General features: G+C 60.5%; 10 protein-coding genes and 2 pseudogenes. All 12 read left to right on the top strand.

Translation table 11 applies throughout. The features are described from left to right. Positions 1 to 356 precede the first annotated feature (356 nt). Positions 357 to 1,487: pseudogene (locus AACY50_RS28810) on the top strand (HAMP domain-containing protein); the annotation flags it as partial. Positions 1,488 to 1,820: 333 nt separating this feature from the next. Further along, a pseudogene (locus tag AACY50_RS28805) lies at positions 1,821 to 2,348 on the top strand (methyl-accepting chemotaxis protein); the annotation flags it as partial. A gap of 232 nt (positions 2,349 to 2,580) precedes the next feature. After that, the gene (locus AACY50_RS18075; protein ID WP_339465777.1) at positions 2,581 to 3,027 is read left to right on the top strand and encodes a DUF411 domain-containing protein; all 447 of its coding nucleotides are present in this window, start codon (positions 2,581 to 2,583) and stop codon (positions 3,025 to 3,027) included. Then, positions 3,027 to 3,461: a YqaA family protein gene (locus tag AACY50_RS18070; protein WP_339495654.1), complete on the top strand. Its 435-nt coding sequence runs from the start codon at positions 3,027 to 3,029 to the stop codon at positions 3,459 to 3,461. Before AACY50_RS18075 ends, AACY50_RS18070 begins: the two co-directional genes overlap by 1 nt. Before the next feature lie 87 nt (positions 3,462 to 3,548). Next, complete coding sequence (locus AACY50_RS18065; RefSeq protein ID WP_339538943.1) at positions 3,549 to 4,592, top strand: alpha/beta fold hydrolase; 1,044 nt, start codon at positions 3,549 to 3,551, stop codon at positions 4,590 to 4,592. A 13-nt stretch (positions 4,593 to 4,605) separates the two neighbouring features. After that, entirely contained in the window at positions 4,606 to 5,559 is a 954-nt protein-coding gene (locus AACY50_RS18060; RefSeq protein WP_339465781.1) for a D-2-hydroxyacid dehydrogenase family protein, read from the top strand. Positions 5,560 to 6,145: 586 nt separating this feature from the next. Further along, the gene (glgA, locus tag AACY50_RS18055; protein ID WP_339538942.1) at positions 6,146 to 7,732 is read left to right on the top strand and encodes a glycogen synthase GlgA; all 1,587 of its coding nucleotides are present in this window, start codon (positions 6,146 to 6,148) and stop codon (positions 7,730 to 7,732) included. Positions 7,733 to 7,748: 16 nt separating this feature from the next. After that, complete coding sequence (gene treZ / locus AACY50_RS18050; protein WP_339507679.1) at positions 7,749 to 9,551, top strand: malto-oligosyltrehalose trehalohydrolase; 1,803 nt, start codon at positions 7,749 to 7,751, stop codon at positions 9,549 to 9,551. Then, positions 9,548 to 11,626: a 4-alpha-glucanotransferase gene (gene malQ / locus AACY50_RS18045; protein WP_339495649.1), complete on the top strand. Its 2,079-nt coding sequence runs from the start codon at positions 9,548 to 9,550 to the stop codon at positions 11,624 to 11,626. Before treZ ends, malQ begins: the two co-directional genes overlap by 4 nt. Next, positions 11,623 to 14,391, top strand: a complete 2,769-nt coding sequence (locus AACY50_RS18040; protein ID WP_339538941.1) for a malto-oligosyltrehalose synthase — start codon at positions 11,623 to 11,625, stop codon at positions 14,389 to 14,391. The genes malQ and AACY50_RS18040 overlap by 4 nt, the downstream gene beginning before the upstream one ends. A gap of 27 nt (positions 14,392 to 14,418) precedes the next feature. Then, entirely contained in the window at positions 14,419 to 14,733 is a 315-nt protein-coding gene (locus AACY50_RS18035) for a DUF2934 domain-containing protein (protein ID WP_339465788.1), read from the top strand. 129 nt (positions 14,734 to 14,862) lie between these two features. Beyond that, positions 14,863 to 17,022 carry a glycogen debranching protein GlgX gene (glgX, locus tag AACY50_RS18030; RefSeq protein WP_339495646.1) on the top strand — a complete coding sequence of 720 codons (2,160 nt, stop codon included), beginning with the start codon at positions 14,863 to 14,865 and terminating at the stop codon, positions 17,020 to 17,022. Position 17,023 lies beyond the last annotated feature (1 nt).

Raw genomic sequence — 17,023 nt, 5'->3', positions numbered from 1 at the left:
GACCATGAAATGTCCCTGTTGAACGATTTGAGTGGAGCAAGTATCCCCCTGACAACTAATGGCACCAAGCTTTTAAATCCATGCACTTACAATTTATGTACATTTTCGATACAACCCGGAATAGGCCTACAGCGATTTGACTTGGCTACGTACGTCGAATCTTGGCGAATGGTTTTTTGCTCGAATTATTAGGTTCGCCAGCTTCTTTGTATCTCACCTGATACTTGCCGCTGGTCGATTCAGGTTTTTCTTGCACGAAAGTACCTAAAGCTTCGCAACTCGCCGACGATACGCTGGAATAGCCCCGCCACTTTTCCGCCCCCACAACAAGAAACGCAGCTCAAGGACCGGTCTCCATGCCCGCATTGCGCACTATTCAGGCCCGCTACACACTGTTTCTGGTTCTATTCATTCTGGCGTTATCGATACTGACCGTGGTCGGCATCAGTCAACTGGTCGCCCCCAAACTGCGTCATACCGAAGAACAGGTTGTGCTCAACCGTATCGCCGAAGTCGCCGAGCAGATTCAGGGCGAGTTGAACAAGGTTCAGGCGCAACAGCGCAGCATCACCCAAACCATCCCGTTGCTCGACAGCGCTGCCATCGATACGGTATTGCCAGGCCTGGTGGATCAATACGGCGAGCCGAAAGTCTTCGGCGGCGGGATCTGGCCGCTGCCGGGGCTGCGTGAGGCCGCGCGCAACAAATTCAGCACCTTCTGGCACCGCGATGCCTCGGGCAAACTGGCGGTCAACACCTTCTGGAACAGCGACGCCGCGCCCAACTATTACGACCAGAGCTGGTACAAGGGCGGCATGCAGACCCCGCGCGGTCAGTGCGCCTGGGCCGCGGCCTATAAAGACGACGCCAGCGCCGAACCGCGCACCAACTGCGCCATGGCCATCCAGAAAAACGGCAGTGCCTGGGGCGTGTCGACCATCGACGTGACCCTCGGCTTCTTCAATGATCTGGTCGCCCGCAAGGAAAAAGACCTCAACGCCGAGATGCTAATCGTTGAGGCCGACGGCAAGATCATCAGCAACAGCTCGCGCATCAGCGGGCCGATCGTGCTGAAAAACATCAGTGAACTGGCCGCCAGTTCGACCTTCGCCAGCCAGGTCAAGGCTGGCCTGCAAAACCGCGATCAGGCGCAGCGCGTCGAGTTCGACAACAACGGTCAGGACAGCACCTTCTTCATGCGGCCGATCGAAGGCACCCCTTGGTTCCTCGCCACCGCCCTGCCGACCAAAATGCTGACCGCCCAGCGTGATGACGTACTCAGCACACTGAGCCTGCTGCAGATTCCGCTGGTGCTGCTGCTGGTGCTCTTGCAGGTTTATGCCATCCGCCAACTGGTTTCGCGCTTGAAGGCGTTGAAAGCCAACATCGACTTGCTGTCCAGCGGCGATGCCGACCTGACTCGCCGCATCACCATCCGCGCCGAAGACGAACTGGGTGCCATCGGCCACGCGGTCAACACCTTCATTGCCTATCTGCAAAACATGATCGGGGAAGTCACGCAGGCCACAGGGGCCATGGCCTCAAGCCTCGACAACCTGCAACGTACCTCGGCGCATACCAGCCAGATCCTGCTGCGCCATGCCTCGGAAACCGATCAAACCGTCACCGCTATCACCGAGATGAGTTCCACCGCGGAAAGTGTGGCGCAAAATGCCGCCGAAACCGCAGCGTTTACACAGCGTGCCAACGAAAACGCCGATCGCTCTCGCGTAGTGGTGGGCGAAGCGACCAACAGCGTGGTTGCACTGATTGACGAAGTGGCCAGTGCCACACACAAAGTTGAAAACATGCAGCAGGATGCTCAACGCATCACCGAGATTCTCGGGGTCATCGGAGCGATTGCCGGTCAGACCAACCTGCTGGCGCTAAACGCCGCGATTGAAGCGGCCCGCGCCGGCGAGCAGGGTCGTGGTTTTTCAGTGGTCGCTGACGAGGTACGCGCCCTCGCCGCCCGTACCCAAGCCAGTACCTCGGAAATCAACGAAATGTTGGCCCGTCTGACCCAAGGGGTGAGCTCATCGGTCAGCGCGATGGAAAACACTCAGGCCAGTTGCCAGTCCGCCGCTGACGCTACGGCGCGGGTCAACTCCGGGCTGGACGAAATGGCTGGCTCGGTCAGCCACATCAACAGCCTCAGCACTCAGATCGCCACTGCCGCCGAACAGCAAAGCGCAGTGACCGAAGAGATCAACCGCAGCATGGTGCAGATCCGTCACATGGTCGATGAACTGGTGAAAAGCGGCCAGGCCAGCGAACTCAACACCCGTCAGTTGCTGGAAGCCAACAGCCAGGTGAGTGCGATCATGGGGCGGTTCAAGGTGCGCTGACAGGCCTGTGGCGAGGGCGATTGCGGCCTCGCCACCTCGGGTGTCTACCGCCCTTGCCCGGCGGCTCAACTGACAGATTTGTAATCTCTCGCTCATCGGGCTGTCAGCCTTGATCTACGATCATGCTGACGGCCTGCCTCGTAGCAACTGGAAACAATCCGTTGATGCCTGCCAGGAAAAACCGGTCAAAATGCGTTCTTTTTTGACCGTCAATCCGAGTCGAGAAGCCATCATGCGAACCCCTTTGCGTCTGGTCGCCCTGAGCGCCCTGTTCATCTCCTCCCTCGCCCAGGCTGGCGACCTGATCCCGATCGAAGTCCATCGCGACGCCAACTGTGGCTGCTGCAAAAAATGGATCAGCCACCTGGAAGCCAACGGCTTCAAGGTCGAAGATCACGTCGAAAGCGACATGAGCAGTTTCAAGCAACAGCATGGCGTGCCGCCGCGTCTGGCGTCGTGTCACACCGCGATCATCAACGGCAAGTTCGTCGAGGGCCATGTGCCGGCCGAACAAGTGCTGGCTCTGAGCAAGCGTGACGACTTGCTCGGTGTCGCTGCGCCGGGCATGCCGATGGGCTCGCCGGGCATGGAAATGGACGGCATGAGCGATGCTTATCAAATCATCGGCCTGAACAAGGACGGCGCTGACGTGGTGGTGGCAGACTACCCGGCCCATTGATGGGCGCGGCGTATATCGGGCTGTTCTTCGCCGCATTCGGCGCCGCAACATTGCTGCCGTTGCAGTCAGAGGCGTTACTGGTTGGCCTGATCGTCAGCGATCGTCATTGGCTCTGGGGGTTGCTGGCGGTCGCCACGCTGGGCAACGTCCTCGGTTCACTGGTCAACTGGTGGTTGGGATGTCGACTTGAACGGTTTGAGCATCGGCGCTGGTTTGCGGTCAGCCCCAAACACATGGCCACGGCGCGCAAGCACTACGAACGTTACGGGCATTGGTCGCTGTTGCTCAGTTGGCTGCCGATCATCGGTGATCCGTTGACCCTGATTGCCGGCGTGATGCGCGAGCCTCTGGGGCGGTTTCTGGTGATCGTCAGCCTCGCCAAGGGCGCCCGCTATGCCGTGCTGGCAATGCTGACACTGGGCTGGCTCGGTTGAACGTTCGGGCCTGGGCATTGCCTGTGTTTAACATCGCCCTAATCCGGTCGTTCCAGCATCAGCCGATTTTCACTGGAGTTTGCACCCATGTCCGTTACGTTTTCCCGCTGGCTGCCCAGCCTGCTTTTGAGCGCTGCGCTGCCACTGCTCGCCCAGGCCGAAACAGCACCTGCGCCAGAAGGCCCCGAATACGGCCCGCAACTGGAAGGCTTCGAATACCCTTACACGCTTAAACACTTCGCCTTCCAGTCCCAGGGTAAATCCCTGCAGATGGGATATATGGACGTCGCCGCCCACGGCAAGGCCAACGGTCGCACCGTGGTGTTGATGCACGGCAAGAATTTTTGCGGCGCCACCTGGGATAGCTCGATCAAGGCTTTGAGCGAGGCGGGTTATCGGGTGGTCGCGCCGGATCAGATCGGTTTCTGCACGTCCAGCAAACCCGACAACTATCAGTACAGTTTCCAGCAACTGGCGACCAACACTCACCAATTGCTCAAAGCGCTGGGCATCCAGAAAGCCACCCTGCTTGGCCATTCCACCGGCGGCATGCTCGCCACCCGTTATGCGCTGCAGTTCCCGGAACAGGTCGATCAACTGGCGCTGGTCAACCCGATTGGCCTGGAAGACTGGAAAGCCCTCGGCGTGCCCTATCGCACTGTAGATCAGTGGTACCAGCGCGAACTGAACGTCAGTGCCCAAGGCATCCGCGAGTACGAACGCAAGACCTATTACGAGGGTCGCTGGAAACCCGAGTTCGACCGTTGGGTGGACATGCTCGCCGGTCTGAACAAAGGCCCGGGCAAAACCCAAGTGGCGTGGAACTCGGCGCTGATCTACGACATGATTTTCACCCAGCCGGTGTACTACGAATTCAAAAACCTGAAGATGCCGACCCTGTTGCTGATCGGCACCAGCGACACCACCGCCATTGGCAAGGACATCGCGCCGCCCGAAGTGAAAGCGAAAATCGGCCACTATGAGGTGCTCGGCAAACAGGTGGCCAAGCTGATCCCGCAGTCGACGCTGGTGGAGTTTCCCGGCATGGGCCACGCGCCGCAAATGGAAGAACCCGCGCAGTTTCACAAAGCGCTGTTGAGCTGGCTGGGCAAAAACAATCCCGTTCGTTGATGAGGTATGGCTGATGGCGGTGCAGATTGCAGTGATCGATGACTGGCAGGACGTAGCCCGAGACGTGGTCGACTGGTCCGCCCTCGATAGCGTCGGTGAGGTGACGTTCGAGCATGAGTATCCGGCGGACAACGCCACGCTGGCCGAACGTCTGGGCAAGTACCAGGTGATTTGCGTGATGCGCGAACGCACCCGGTTCGACGAAGACTTGCTCAAGCGATTGCCCAATCTCAAGTTGCTGGTCACTGGCGGCCTGCGCAACGCGGCGCTGGACATGCAGGCGGCAGCAAAACTGGGTATCAAGGTTTGTGGCACCGACAGCTATAAACACGCGGCACCGGAACTGACCTGGGCGCTGATCATGGCGGCGACCCGTAACCTGGTGAACGAGGCGAACTCGTTGCGCGCCGGCACCTGGCAAAAAGGGCTGGGTGGCGATCTGCATGGCAAGACCCTGGGCATTCTCGGCCTGGGCAGCATCGGCCTGCGTGTGGCGCAGTTCGGCCAGGTGTTTGGCATGCGGGTCATCGCCTGGAGCGAAAACCTCACCGCCGAGCGCGCCGAACAGGCGGGCGTGACGTATGTCAGCAAGCAGCAACTGTTCGAACAGGCCGATGTGCTGTCGGTGCACCTGGTGCTCAGCGACCGCAGTCGCGGGCTGGTCGATGCGCAAGCGTTGGCGTGGATGAAACCGACAGCACTGTTGGTGAACACCGCACGCGGGCCGATCGTCGACGAGTCAGCGTTGATCAAAGCCTTGCACAAGCGACAGATCGCCGGGGCCGCGCTGGATGTGTTCGAGCAAGAACCGTTACCGGCGTTGCACCCGTTTCGCACGCTGGACAATGTGCTCGCCACGCCCCATGTGGGGTATGTCAGTCGGCAGAACTATGAGCGGTTTTTTTCACAGATGATCGAGGATATTCAGGGCTGGGCGGCAGGAGCGCCCCTTCGATTACTGAATTGAGTCCGAGGGCTGCGTTGCTCCAGCCTGCGTCTTCGCGAGCAAGCCTGCGCCCACAATGATGCGTGTCCGACTGATCACCAGTGGAGCGCTTGCTCGCGAAGGGGCCATGAAAGCCCCTGCTACAAATTGCCCGCACCACAACAGTGCGTCCCGCCTTTCCGCTAGCACACATCCGTGACCGACCAGTCACTGTTTTGGCTCTTCCCCGCAAAAAAACCTGCACTTCGTCGGTGCGTTTACCCTGCCTGATCACGGTTTTCATTAAAGGAAACCGATTGTCGAACAATTTAGCCATTTGTTGTGGCCCGCTCTAGGATCTGGCCTAGACTGGTTTTCGCGGGTCAAAACCTGCCGGTCACACACCCGCAAAATAATCGAAACTTTTGCTGACGGCGGTGGGTCATCTGAAAGGCAGGGGAACGCGGCTGGTTCATTCCTTGCAATGGCCTCTTCACCCATTCTGCTTGCGCGTGTCGGGTAGCGTTTGCTCAGCGATGCGTGGTGCGTTTGCGCCCGGCCACAGGACGTTGGCCATGGACATCGCCTGCTAAAGACAAGAATCAGATCAACAAAACGGGAGTTTCATATGATCAGTGCGGCATTGGATATTCAGGGAGAACGTGCTCAGCAATCGATAGGTGAATCGAGCACCGTCAGCGTTCCCGGCAGCCGATCGATCAACGCCCCCGGCACCAAGACGCTGGCTCCGGTAGCGAGTCAGAATCCCAACAAGAAAAAAGTGTTGTTCGTGACCTCGGAAATCGCCGACCTGGTGAAGACCGGCGGTCTGGGTGACGTTTCCGCCGCCCTGCCCCGCGCCATGGCACATCTGCACGATGTGCGCGTGCTGATCCCCGGCTACCCGCAAGTGATGCACAGCGAAAACCCGATTCACATCATTGGCGAACTGGGTGGCTATGCCGCACTGCCACCGTGCAAGATCGGTCGCATGGACATGCCTGACGGGCTGGTGATCTATGTGTTGATCTGCCCCGAACTTTACGAGCGCGAAGGTTCGCCTTACGGCGCCAACAACGGCCGCGACTGGCCGGACAACCACATTCGCTTCGCCCGCTTGGGTCTGGCCGCTGCGGACATCGCCGCCAACCTCGCGCAAATCCACTGGCGCCCGGATCTGGTGCACGCCCATGACTGGCCGGCCGGACTGGCACCCGCTTATATGCATTGGCGCGGGCAACGCACGCCGACGCTGTTCACCATTCACAACCTTGCCTACCAAGGCGTAACCAGCCTGGGTTCCTGCCCGGAACTGGGCATTCCCAACCATGCCCTGCAACAGGAAGGCATGGAGTTCTACGGCAAGATGTCGTTCCTCAAGGCCGGTATGGCGTATTCGAGCCACATCACCACGGTCAGCGCCACTTACGCGCAGGAAATCACCACCCCGGATTTCGGTTGCGGTCTCGACGGATTTCTTGCCGCCAAGACCCAGCAAGGTTTGCTCAGCGGCATCCCCAACGGCATTGACGAGAGCTGGGATGCGGCCACCGATCCGCACCTGTTTGCACCTTTCGCCATTGGCGATTGGGAAGGCAAAGCGGTCAATGCCGCGCATGTTCGCGAGCTGTTCGGTCTGGACCACTCCGAAGGGCCGCTGTTCGCGGTCGTATCGCGCCTGGTTTACCAGAAAGGTCTGGACCTGACCGAAGCCGTCTCGGAGTTCATCGTGCAGAACGGCGGCCAGATCGCGATCATCGGTCGTGGCGAACCGGAGGAAGAACAAGCCATGCGCGAACTGGCACTGCGCTTTCCCGGCCAGATCGGCGTGCGGATCGGCTTTAACGAAACCGACGCCCGCCGGATGTTTGCCGGCAGTGATTTCCTGCTGATGCCATCACGGTACGAACCGTGCGGCCTGAGCCAGATGTACGCCCAACGCTTCGGCTCGCTGCCGGTGGCGCGCAACACTGGCGGACTGGCCGACACCATCGAGAACGGCGTCACCGGTTTCCTCTTCGACGAATCCACACCAGACAGCTATCGCGAGGCCCTGAGCCGCGCGTTCAAGGTGTTCGCCTTCCCGGAACTGCTCAATGCCATGCGTTGCCGAGCCATGGCCGCGCCTTTCAACTGGTGCAAAGCGGTTGAACCCTACGCTGAACTGTATGAACAACTGGTCGCCAAGGCGCTGGGTAAAGCCGTCCACAAATAATCAGGGAGTTTCAACGATGCCGTTACGGACCCAAGAAACCTGGCCCCACGGCGCAATCATGCTGGATGCCGAACACACGCAGTTCGCGCTATGGGCGCCGGATGCGTTTTACGTCAGTGTCGAACTCGAAGACGGACGTTCTGTGCCGATGCTGCCTCAGGCCGATGGCTGGTTTGTGATCCAGACCCACTGCCCGGCAGGCAGCCGTTACCGCTACAACATCGATGGCGAACTGGAGGTGCCGGACCCGGCCTCCAGAGCGCAGGATGGCGACCTTGATCGCCAGAGCGTGGTAGTCGACCCCCTCGCCTACCCATGGCAACACAGCACCTGGCACGGCCGGCCCTGGAGCGAGGCGGTGATCTACGAGTTGCACGTCGGTGCGCTCGGCGGTTTCGCTGAAGTCGAGCAACATCTGGAGCGCCTCGCCGCGCTGGGCATCACGGCCATTGAACTGATGCCGCTGGCGCAATTCCCCGGTGCGCGAAACTGGGGGTATGACGGTGTCCTGCCCTACGCGCCGCAAGCCTCCTACGGCACCCCGGAACAACTCAAACATTTGATCGACAGCGCTCACGGCCATGGCTTGGCTGTGATTCTGGATGTGGTTTACAACCACTTTGGCCCGGACGGCAATTACCTGCACCGCTACGCCAAAGGATTCTTTCGCGAAGACAAACACACGCCATGGGGCGCAGCGATCGACTTTCGCCGTACCGAGGTCCGTGATTTCTTTATCGAAAACGCCTTGATGTGGCTGCTCGAATACCGTTTCGACGGCTTGCGTCTGGACGCGGTACACGCCATAGACAGTCCGGATTTCCTCCCCGAACTGGCCCAGCAGGTACGCCAGCAAATCGACCCGAGTCGCCATGTCTGGCTGACCGTCGAAAACGAGCTGAATCAGTCCAGCCTGCTGGAAGAAAATTACGATGCGCAGTGGAATGACGACGGCCATAACGCCCTGCATGTGCTGCTGACCGGCGAAACCGACGCCTATTACGCCGACTACGCCCAACAACCCACCGAGCAACTGGTGCGTTGTCTGAGCCAGGGTTTCGTGTTCCAGGGGCATATCACTCGCCATGGCGAACCCCGGGGTGAGCCGAGCGAACATTTGCCTTCCACCGCGTTCGTGCTGTTTTTGCAGAACCACGACCAGATCGGCAACCGCGCCTTCGGCGAACGTCTGCATCAGCTCGCCGATCCGCGTGCACTGCAAGCGGCAACGGTGTTGCTGCTGTTGTCACCGATGATTCCACTGATGTTCATGGGCGACGAGTTTGCCGCCGAGCAGCCGTTCCTGTTCTTTACCAGCCATCACGACGAACTCGCGCAGTTGGTGCGCGAAGGCCGGCGCAACGAGTTTGCCGCGTTCAGCGCCTTCACCGACCCACACAAGCGCGAGCAAATTCCCGATCCCAACGCCTTGCAAACCTTCCACGCTTCACAGCCACGTTTGACAGGCAACGGTACTGCCAAACAGCAGGAAACCCTCGCGCTGTATCGGCAACTCCTGCAATTGCGCCATCAGCACATCATTCCCCACCTTCCCGGGACGCAAGCGTTGGGCGCGCACCTGCTCGGCCACGGCGCCGTCAGCGCACGCTGGCGCCTGGGCAATGGCAGCGAACTGCGAATTGACCTGAACCTCAGCAATACGGCGGTGGTCAACCCTCCACGAACCGACGCGGTGTGGCTGTTTCAACAGCCCGGTGCCGTCGAGTTATCGGATGAGGGCCTGTTGCCCCCGTATTGCGCGCTCGTCAGCCTCACGGCCGCAACCCCTTTGCAACCTCTGGATGGAGAGCGCCTATGAGCGATGCGCAACTGGAAATTCTTGCAAGCCGCGCCGGCCTTGCCGTCGACTGGATCGACGCCAACGGCCGCCCGCAAAAAGTCGCTCCGGCGGTGTTGCGCAATGTCCTGATCGGGCTCGGCCACCCTGCCAGTACGACGCAGGAAATCGACGCCAGCCTGCTTGAACTGCAACAAGTCCAGCAAGACCGTCACCTGCCCCCGTTGCTGACCAGCGATGTCGGCGCTGGCGTTGATCTGGCGCGCTATTTCGCACCTTTAACGCCTTGTGAGATTCACCTCGAAGACGGTTCGCGACTGAACCTGAAACTGGATGCGCAAGCGATACTGCCCGGGCTGATTCCGGTCGGTTATCAGCAAGTGCACATCGGCGATCAATATTTCACGCTGGCCGTCGCCCCCGAACGCTGCTTCAGCGTCGGCGATGCGGTGGACAACCCGATCCCGCGTGTGTGGGGCCTGAGCGTGCAACTGTATTCGTTGCGCCGCCCAGGTGACGGCGGCTTCGGCGACACGCAAGCCTTGGAAGCACTCGCTCGCGTAGCCGGTGAACGGGGCGCCGAAGCCTTGGCGATCAGCCCGCTGCACGCGATGTTCAGCGCCGACACCGGACGCTACAGTCCTTATTCGCCATCCAGTCGCCTGTTCCTTAACGCCCTGTACGCCGCACCGGGGGCGATTCTCGGCGAGCGCGCCGTGCGTGATGCCATCGACGCCGCAGGTCTGGCAGAGCAATTTACGCAACTGCAAGACCTGAAACTGATCGACTGGCCAGCCGCCGCCGACGCCAAACAGCAATTGCTGCAAGCGCTGTACGAAGGCTTTGTCGCCGGCGAGCACCCCTTGCATCCGGACTTTGCCAGTTTCCGTCATGCCGGTGGCGAAGCGCTGGAAAACCACTGCCGCTTTGAAGCGATCCAGGAAATGCGCGCCGCCCGTGGCGAAAGCCTCGACTGGCGCGAATGGCCCGAGCACTGGCACGACCCGCGTGGCGCTGCCCTGGAAGCCTTTGCCGAGGAATACGCCGAACGCATCGCCTACTTCGCCTTCTGCCAATGGCTGATCCACCGCTCGCTTGAGCGCGCACAAAGCGCCGCCCGCAGCGCCGGTATGGGCATTGGCCTGATCGCTGACCTTGCGGTGGGTGCCGACGGCGCCGGCAGCCAAGCCTGGAGTTTTCAGGATGAACTGCTCGCTTCACTGACCGTGGGTGCGCCGCCCGATATCCTCAATCGCGCAGGACAAGGCTGGGGGATTTCCGCGTTTTCCCCCGAAGGCCTGATCCGCAATGGTTTTCGTGCGTTCATCGAAATGCTGCGCACCAACTTTGCCCACGCTGGCGGCCTGCGCATCGATCATGTCATGGGCCTGCAACGTCTTTGGGTCATCCCCAACGGCGCGGCGCCGGCCGACGGCGCGTACCTGTATTACCCGGTCGACGACCTGCTGCGCCTGCTGACCCTCGAATCCCATCGCCATCAAGCCATCGTGCTCGGTGAAGACCTCGGCACCGTACCGGAGGGGCTTCAGGAAAAACTCATCGCTCGCTCGATTCTGGGCATGCGCGTGCTGCTGTTCGAACAGGACAACACCCGTTTCAAACCGATCCTCGACTGGCCGGACAATGCGCTGGCCACTACCAGCACCCATGACCTGCCGACACTCAATGGCTGGTGGCATGGTCGCGACATCGACTGGAATGCGCGTTTGGGTTTTGTCGATGCCAATGGCGAAATCGAATGGCGTCATCACCGTCAACGTGAACGCGAAGGCCTGCGCAGCGCGTTGAGCCAGGACCCGCAGAATTTTCGAGAGGAGTCCCACGAGGCCGACCAAGTGATCGATGCCAGTGTGCGTTTCCTCGGCCATACCCGCGCACCGCTGGTGTTGCTGCCTCTGGAAGATGCGCTGGGCATCAATGAGCAGGCGAACTTGCCCGGCACGATCGATACCCACCCCAACTGGTCGCGGCGCTTGCCGGGCAACAGCGAAACGTTGCTCGATGGCGCAGATGCCGCGCGACGTCTGGAACTCCTGGCGTGTGCACGTCTTCAGGCTGCCGAGCGTGACCAATGAATCAAACGCTCATCCAACCGCTACGCGCCACCCTGCGACTGCAATTTCACAAAGGTTTTACCCTTGAACACGCGGTGCCCCTGGTGCCGTATTTCGCCCGGCTCGGCATCAGCCATATTTACGCTTCGCCGCTGCTCGCCGCGCGGGCAGGCTCCATGCACGGTTACGACGTGGTCGACCCGACTCAAGTGAACCCGGAACTGGGCGGCGAACCAGCCCTGCGGCACCTGGTCAGCACCTTGCGTGAACACAAGATGGGCTTGATCCTCGACATCGTGTCCAATCACATGGCCGTCGGTGGCAGCGACAACCCGTGGTGGCTCGACCTGCTGGAATGGGGGCGATTGAGTCCCTATGGGGAATTTTTCGACATTCAATGGCACTCGCCTGACCCGCTGATGGAAGGCCAGTTGCTGCTGCCGTTTCTGGGCAGCGATTACGGCGTCGCGTTGCAGGAAGGCACCCTGAAGCTGCATTTCAACGCACAAACCGGCAGCTTCCACGTCGAGCATTACGACCATCACTTCCCGATCTGCCCGAATGATTACGGCGAGCTGCTCAAGCCTGATGAAACACTGAAAACCCTCGCGGATCGTTTCAGTGCCCTCAGCTATCAAACCGACGCCCATTCGCTGGCGGCTCCACTTAAGGAAGAGTTGCAACAGCGAGCGAGTGATCCGCGGACACTGGCAGCCATCCACAGCCATCTGGCGCATTACGACTCCACCACCGAAGAAGGCTTTCACAAGCTGCATGAGTTGCTGGAGCGCCAGAGTTATCGCCTGGCCAGTTGGCGCACCGCCGCGGATGACATCAACTGGCGGCGTTTTTTCGACATCAACGAGCTCGGTGGTTTGCGTGTCGAACGGCCGGCCGTGTTCGAGGCCACCCACGGCAAAATCTTCCAGTTGGTCGCCGAGGGGTTGGTCGACGGCTTGCGCATCGACCACATCGACGGCCTCGCCGACCCACGCGGTTATTGCCGCAAGCTGCGCCGACGTCTGGATCGGTTGGCGCCGGGAAGGCATTTGCCAATCTACGTCGAGAAAATCCTGGGTGCCGGCGAAACCCTGCGCCGCGACTGGGCAGTGGACGGCACCACCGGTTATGAGTTCATGAATCAGTTGTCCCTGCTGCAACACGATCCGGATGGCGAACACGTGCTCGGTGAGCTGTGGCAGCGGCGCACCGAACGCCCGGCTGCGTTTATCGAAGAGGCGCAGCTTGCCCGTCAGCAGATCCTCAACGGTTCGCTGGCCAGCGATTGCGAAAGCGTCGCTCAGGCGTTGCTGCAAGTGGCCCGCGATGACCTGATGACCCGCGACTTGACCCTCGGCGCAATCCGCCGGGTCTTGCAGGCGTTGATCGTGCATTTCCCGGTGTATCGCACCTACATCAGCGCGATGGGTCGTTCGGCGCAAGACGATGAAATTTTCCAGCATGCCATGGACGGTGCCCGGCAGACGCTGGGCGAAGGCGACTGGCCGGTGCTCGACTGCGTGGCGGCCTGGCTCGGTGGCACGCCGTGGCGACGCAAGCCCCGCGGGCGCTCGCGCAAAATCCTAAAGCATGCCTGCGTACGCTTTCAGCAACTGACGTCACCGGCGGCCGCCAAAGCCGTGGAAGACACTGCGCTGTACCGCTCGGCCGTGCTGCTGTCGCGCAATGATGTGGGCTACAACACCGAACAGTTCAGCGCACCGGTCAGTGATTTCCATGCGGTCAATCAGCAACGCCTGACCGAGTTTCCCGACAACCTGCTGGCCACCGCCACCCACGATCACAAACGCGGCGAAGACACCCGCGCACGCCTCGCGGTGCTGAGCGAGCGCAGCCACTGGTACGCCGAACAGATCGAGTTGTGGCGCGCCCTCGCCCGCCCGGTGCGCCTTGATGATCAAATGCCGTCGACCGGCGACGAACTGATCCTCTACCAGGCGCTGATCGGTAGCTGGCCGCTGGATTTACAGGATGACGATCAGGCCGGTTTCGCCGACTACGCCAAACGCATCTGGCAGTGGCAACAGAAAGCCCTGCGCGAGGCCAAGCTGCAAAGCAGTTGGAGCGCGCCCAACGAAGCCTATGAAAACGCCACGCAGGCGTTCACCGAAAAACTGCTGACCGGCGATGAAGGTGAGTTGCTGCGCGCTGCACTGAGCAAGACCGTCAACAGCATCGCTGCTGCCGGCGCGCTCAACGGCTTGGCGCAAACCTTGCTGCACATGACGGTACCGGGGGTGCCGGATCTGTATCAAGGCAACGAGTTCTGGGACTTCAGCCTGGTTGATCCGGACAACCGCCGGCCGGTGGATTACGCCGCTCGCGAGCAGGCCTTGCCGGCACCCGCGCCGACCTCGGCGCTGCTGACCGATTGGCGTGACGGGCGTATCAAGCAAGCCTTGATCGCTCAAGTGCTGAACCTGCGCGCTGAACACGCGGAGCTGTTTCGGCGTGGCGCGTACCAGGCCCTTGAGGTACTGGGCAGCCAGGCGCACAACGTACTCGCGTTTGCCCGCGAGCATGAGGACAGGCAGGCCATCGTGATCGTGCCGATCCGTTGCGCAACACTGCTGGAAAACAGTGCTGTACCTCAGGTCGATGCGCTGCGCTGGGGCGACACTCGGGTGGTTTTACCGTTCGCCGCCTCTGACGCAAACCTGAAGGGACTTTTTTCAAGCAGCGCAGTCACAAAAAACAGGGAGCTGAATGTCAGCGACGCGCTGGGGGATGTCCCGGTGAATCTCTTTATCCAACACTTAACGTAAGCACGAGTTCAGTTCAGGAGCATTACGATGAGCACCGACGATAAACGCATCCGCGAATTCGCCTATCAGATCTGGGAATCCGAAGGTAAACCCGAAGGTCAGGAAGCGCGTCACTGGGAGATGGCGCGTAAATTGGCCGAGGCTGAAGCGCTGGCACCGAAGAAATCGCCGAAGGCTGCCGGCAGCAAGACTGCTGCCAAGACCGCCGAGGTGAAAGCGCCGGCAGCCAAGCCCAAAACCCCGGCCAAAGCCAAGCCAGCGAGCGCCGCAAAAGTCGTACCGCCGGGCGAAAAAACCGCCGAGAAAAAGCCGCGCGCACCGCGCAAGCCTCCGGCGAACTGACGCTCTCGCGATTATTGAACTCAATGATCCTGTGGCGGGCTTGCTCGCCACAGAGGGGGCGTTCGCCCTCAAGAAACATGCACAACCCCGCGTGTCAGCCCAGAATTCATCCGTTTTGCAGGAGCAATCATGACCCATCCAAAGAAAGCCGAGCCCACACAGCACGCCGAACCCTCGAGAATCCGCGAAGGCCTGCCCTTCCCGCTCGGCGCGACCTGGGATGGCTTGGGGGTGAACTTTGCCCTGTTCTCCGCCAACGCCACCAAAGTTGAACTGTGCATTTTCGATGATGCCGGTGAAGTCGAGCTCGAACGCATCGAACTGCCGGAATACACCGACGAGATCTACCACGGCTACCTGCCCGACGCACATCCGGGGCTGATCTACGGCTACCGTGTCTACGGCGCGTATGACCCGGCCAACGGCCACCGCTTCAACCACAACAAGTTGCTCATCGACCCGTACGCCAAACAGCTGGTCGGTGAACTCAAGTGGTCGGAGGCGCTCTTTGGCTACACCATCGGCCACCCCGACGCCGACCTCAGCTTCGACGAACGCGACAGCGCCCCCTTCGTGCCCAAGTGCAAAGTCATCGACCCGGCGCACACCTGGGGCAACGACCAGCGCGTCAGCGTGCCGTGGGACAAGACCATTATTTATGAGACCCACGTGCGCGGCATCAGCATGCGGCACCCCTCGGTTGCGGAAAACGTACGCGGCACTTTCGCCGGGCTGATGAACGACGATGTGCTCAAGCACATTCGCAGTGTCGGGGTTTCGAGCGTTGAGCTTTTGCCAATCCACGCGTTCGTCAATGACCAGCACCTGCTGCACAAGGGCATGACCAATTACTGGGGCTACAACAGCATCGCGTTTTTCGCCCCCGACCCGCGCTATCTGGCCAGCGGCAAGATCGCCGAATTCAAGGAGATGGTCGCGCACCTGCACGAAGCCAACCTCGAAGTGATCCTTGACGTGGTCTACAACCACACCGCCGAGGGCAACGAACAAGGCCCGACCCTGTCGATGCGCGGCATCGACAACGCCTCCTACTACCGCTTGATGCCGGATGACAAACGCTTCTACATCAACGATTCCGGCACCGGCAACACGCTGGATCTGAGCCACCCGTGCGTGCTGCAAATGGTCACCGACTCGCTGCGCTACTGGGCCAGCGAAATGCATGTCGACGGTTTCCGCTTCGATCTGGCGACCATTCTGGGCCGCTACCACGACGGGTTCGACGAGCGTCACAGCTTCCTTGTTGCCTGCCGCCAGGATCCGGTGCTGCGTCAGGTAAAAATGATCGCCGAGCCCTGGGACTGTGGCCCCGGAGGCTATCAGGTCGGCAACTTCCCGCCGGGGTGGGTGGAGTGGAACGACAAGTTCCGCGACACCGTGCGTGCGTTCTGGAAAGGTGACGACGGCCAGGTGGCCGACTTTGCCAGCCGCATGACCGCTTCGGGCGAGATGTTCAACCAGCGCGGACGACGGCCGTATTCGTCGGTGAACTTCATCACCGCTCACGACGGTTTCACCCTCAACGATCTGGTGTCGTACAACGACAAACACAACGAAGCCAACGACGAGAATAATCAGGACGGCAGCAACAATAATCTGTCGTGGAACCACGGCGTCGAAGGCCCGACTGACGACCCTGACATCAACGCCCTGCGCCACCGGCAGATGCGCAACTTCTTCGCCACCCTGCTGCTGGCCCAAGGCACGCCGATGATCGTTGCCGGTGACGAATTCGCCCGAACCCAGGACGGCAATAACAACGCCTATTGCCAGGACAGCGAGATCGGCTGGGTCAACTGGGACCTGAGCGAAGACGGCCAGGCGTTGCTCAAATTCGTCAAACGTCTGATCAAGCTGCGTCTGGCGTATCCGATCCTGCGCCGTGGACGTTTTCTGGTCGGCGAGTACAACGAGGACATCGGCGTCAAAGACGTGACCTGGCTCGCGCCGGACGCCACCGAGATGACCACCGAGCATTGGCACGACGCGCACAACCGCTGCCTGGGCATGCTGCTCGATGGCCGCGCACAGGAAACCGGCATCCGTCGCAAAGGTGCTGATGCGACGCTGCTATTGGTGGTCAACGCGCACCACGACATCGTCAACTTCACCTTGCCGGAGGTTCCTGAGGGCAGTTTCTGGACGTGCATGGTCGATACCAATCAACCGTCGATTCGTGGCCAGGAACGCTTCGAGTTCGGTCATGAATACTCGGTCACTGGCCGTTCACTGCTGCTGTTTGAATTGCAACGCGAAGAAGAAGACTGAC

The organism is Pseudomonas sp. RA_15y_Pfl2_54 (assembly GCF_963971015.1).
Classification (GTDB): Bacteria; Pseudomonadota; Gammaproteobacteria; order Pseudomonadales; family Pseudomonadaceae; genus Aquipseudomonas; species Aquipseudomonas baetica_A.
The sequence above is the reverse complement of the archived record's forward strand: the minus strand, read 5'-3'. Positions and strand labels throughout refer to the sequence as shown.

Coding starts and splice junctions, on each gene's coding strand:
- AACY50_RS18060 (WP_339465781.1), top strand. CDS start 4,606: ATGGCGGTGCAGATTGCAGTGATCGATGACTGGCAGGACGTAGCCCGA.
- AACY50_RS18070 (WP_339495654.1), top strand. CDS start 3,027: ATGGGCGCGGCGTATATCGGGCTGTTCTTCGCCGCATTCGGCGCCGCA.
- AACY50_RS18040 (WP_339538941.1), top strand. CDS start 11,623: ATGAATCAAACGCTCATCCAACCGCTACGCGCCACCCTGCGACTGCAA.
- treZ (WP_339507679.1), top strand. CDS start 7,749: ATGCCGTTACGGACCCAAGAAACCTGGCCCCACGGCGCAATCATGCTG.
- malQ (WP_339495649.1), top strand. CDS start 9,548: ATGAGCGATGCGCAACTGGAAATTCTTGCAAGCCGCGCCGGCCTTGCC.
- AACY50_RS18065 (WP_339538943.1), top strand. CDS start 3,549: ATGTCCGTTACGTTTTCCCGCTGGCTGCCCAGCCTGCTTTTGAGCGCT.
- AACY50_RS18075 (WP_339465777.1), top strand. CDS start 2,581: ATGCGAACCCCTTTGCGTCTGGTCGCCCTGAGCGCCCTGTTCATCTCC.
- AACY50_RS18035 (WP_339465788.1), top strand. CDS start 14,419: ATGAGCACCGACGATAAACGCATCCGCGAATTCGCCTATCAGATCTGG.
- glgX (WP_339495646.1), top strand. CDS start 14,863: ATGACCCATCCAAAGAAAGCCGAGCCCACACAGCACGCCGAACCCTCG.
- glgA (WP_339538942.1), top strand. CDS start 6,146: ATGATCAGTGCGGCATTGGATATTCAGGGAGAACGTGCTCAGCAATCG.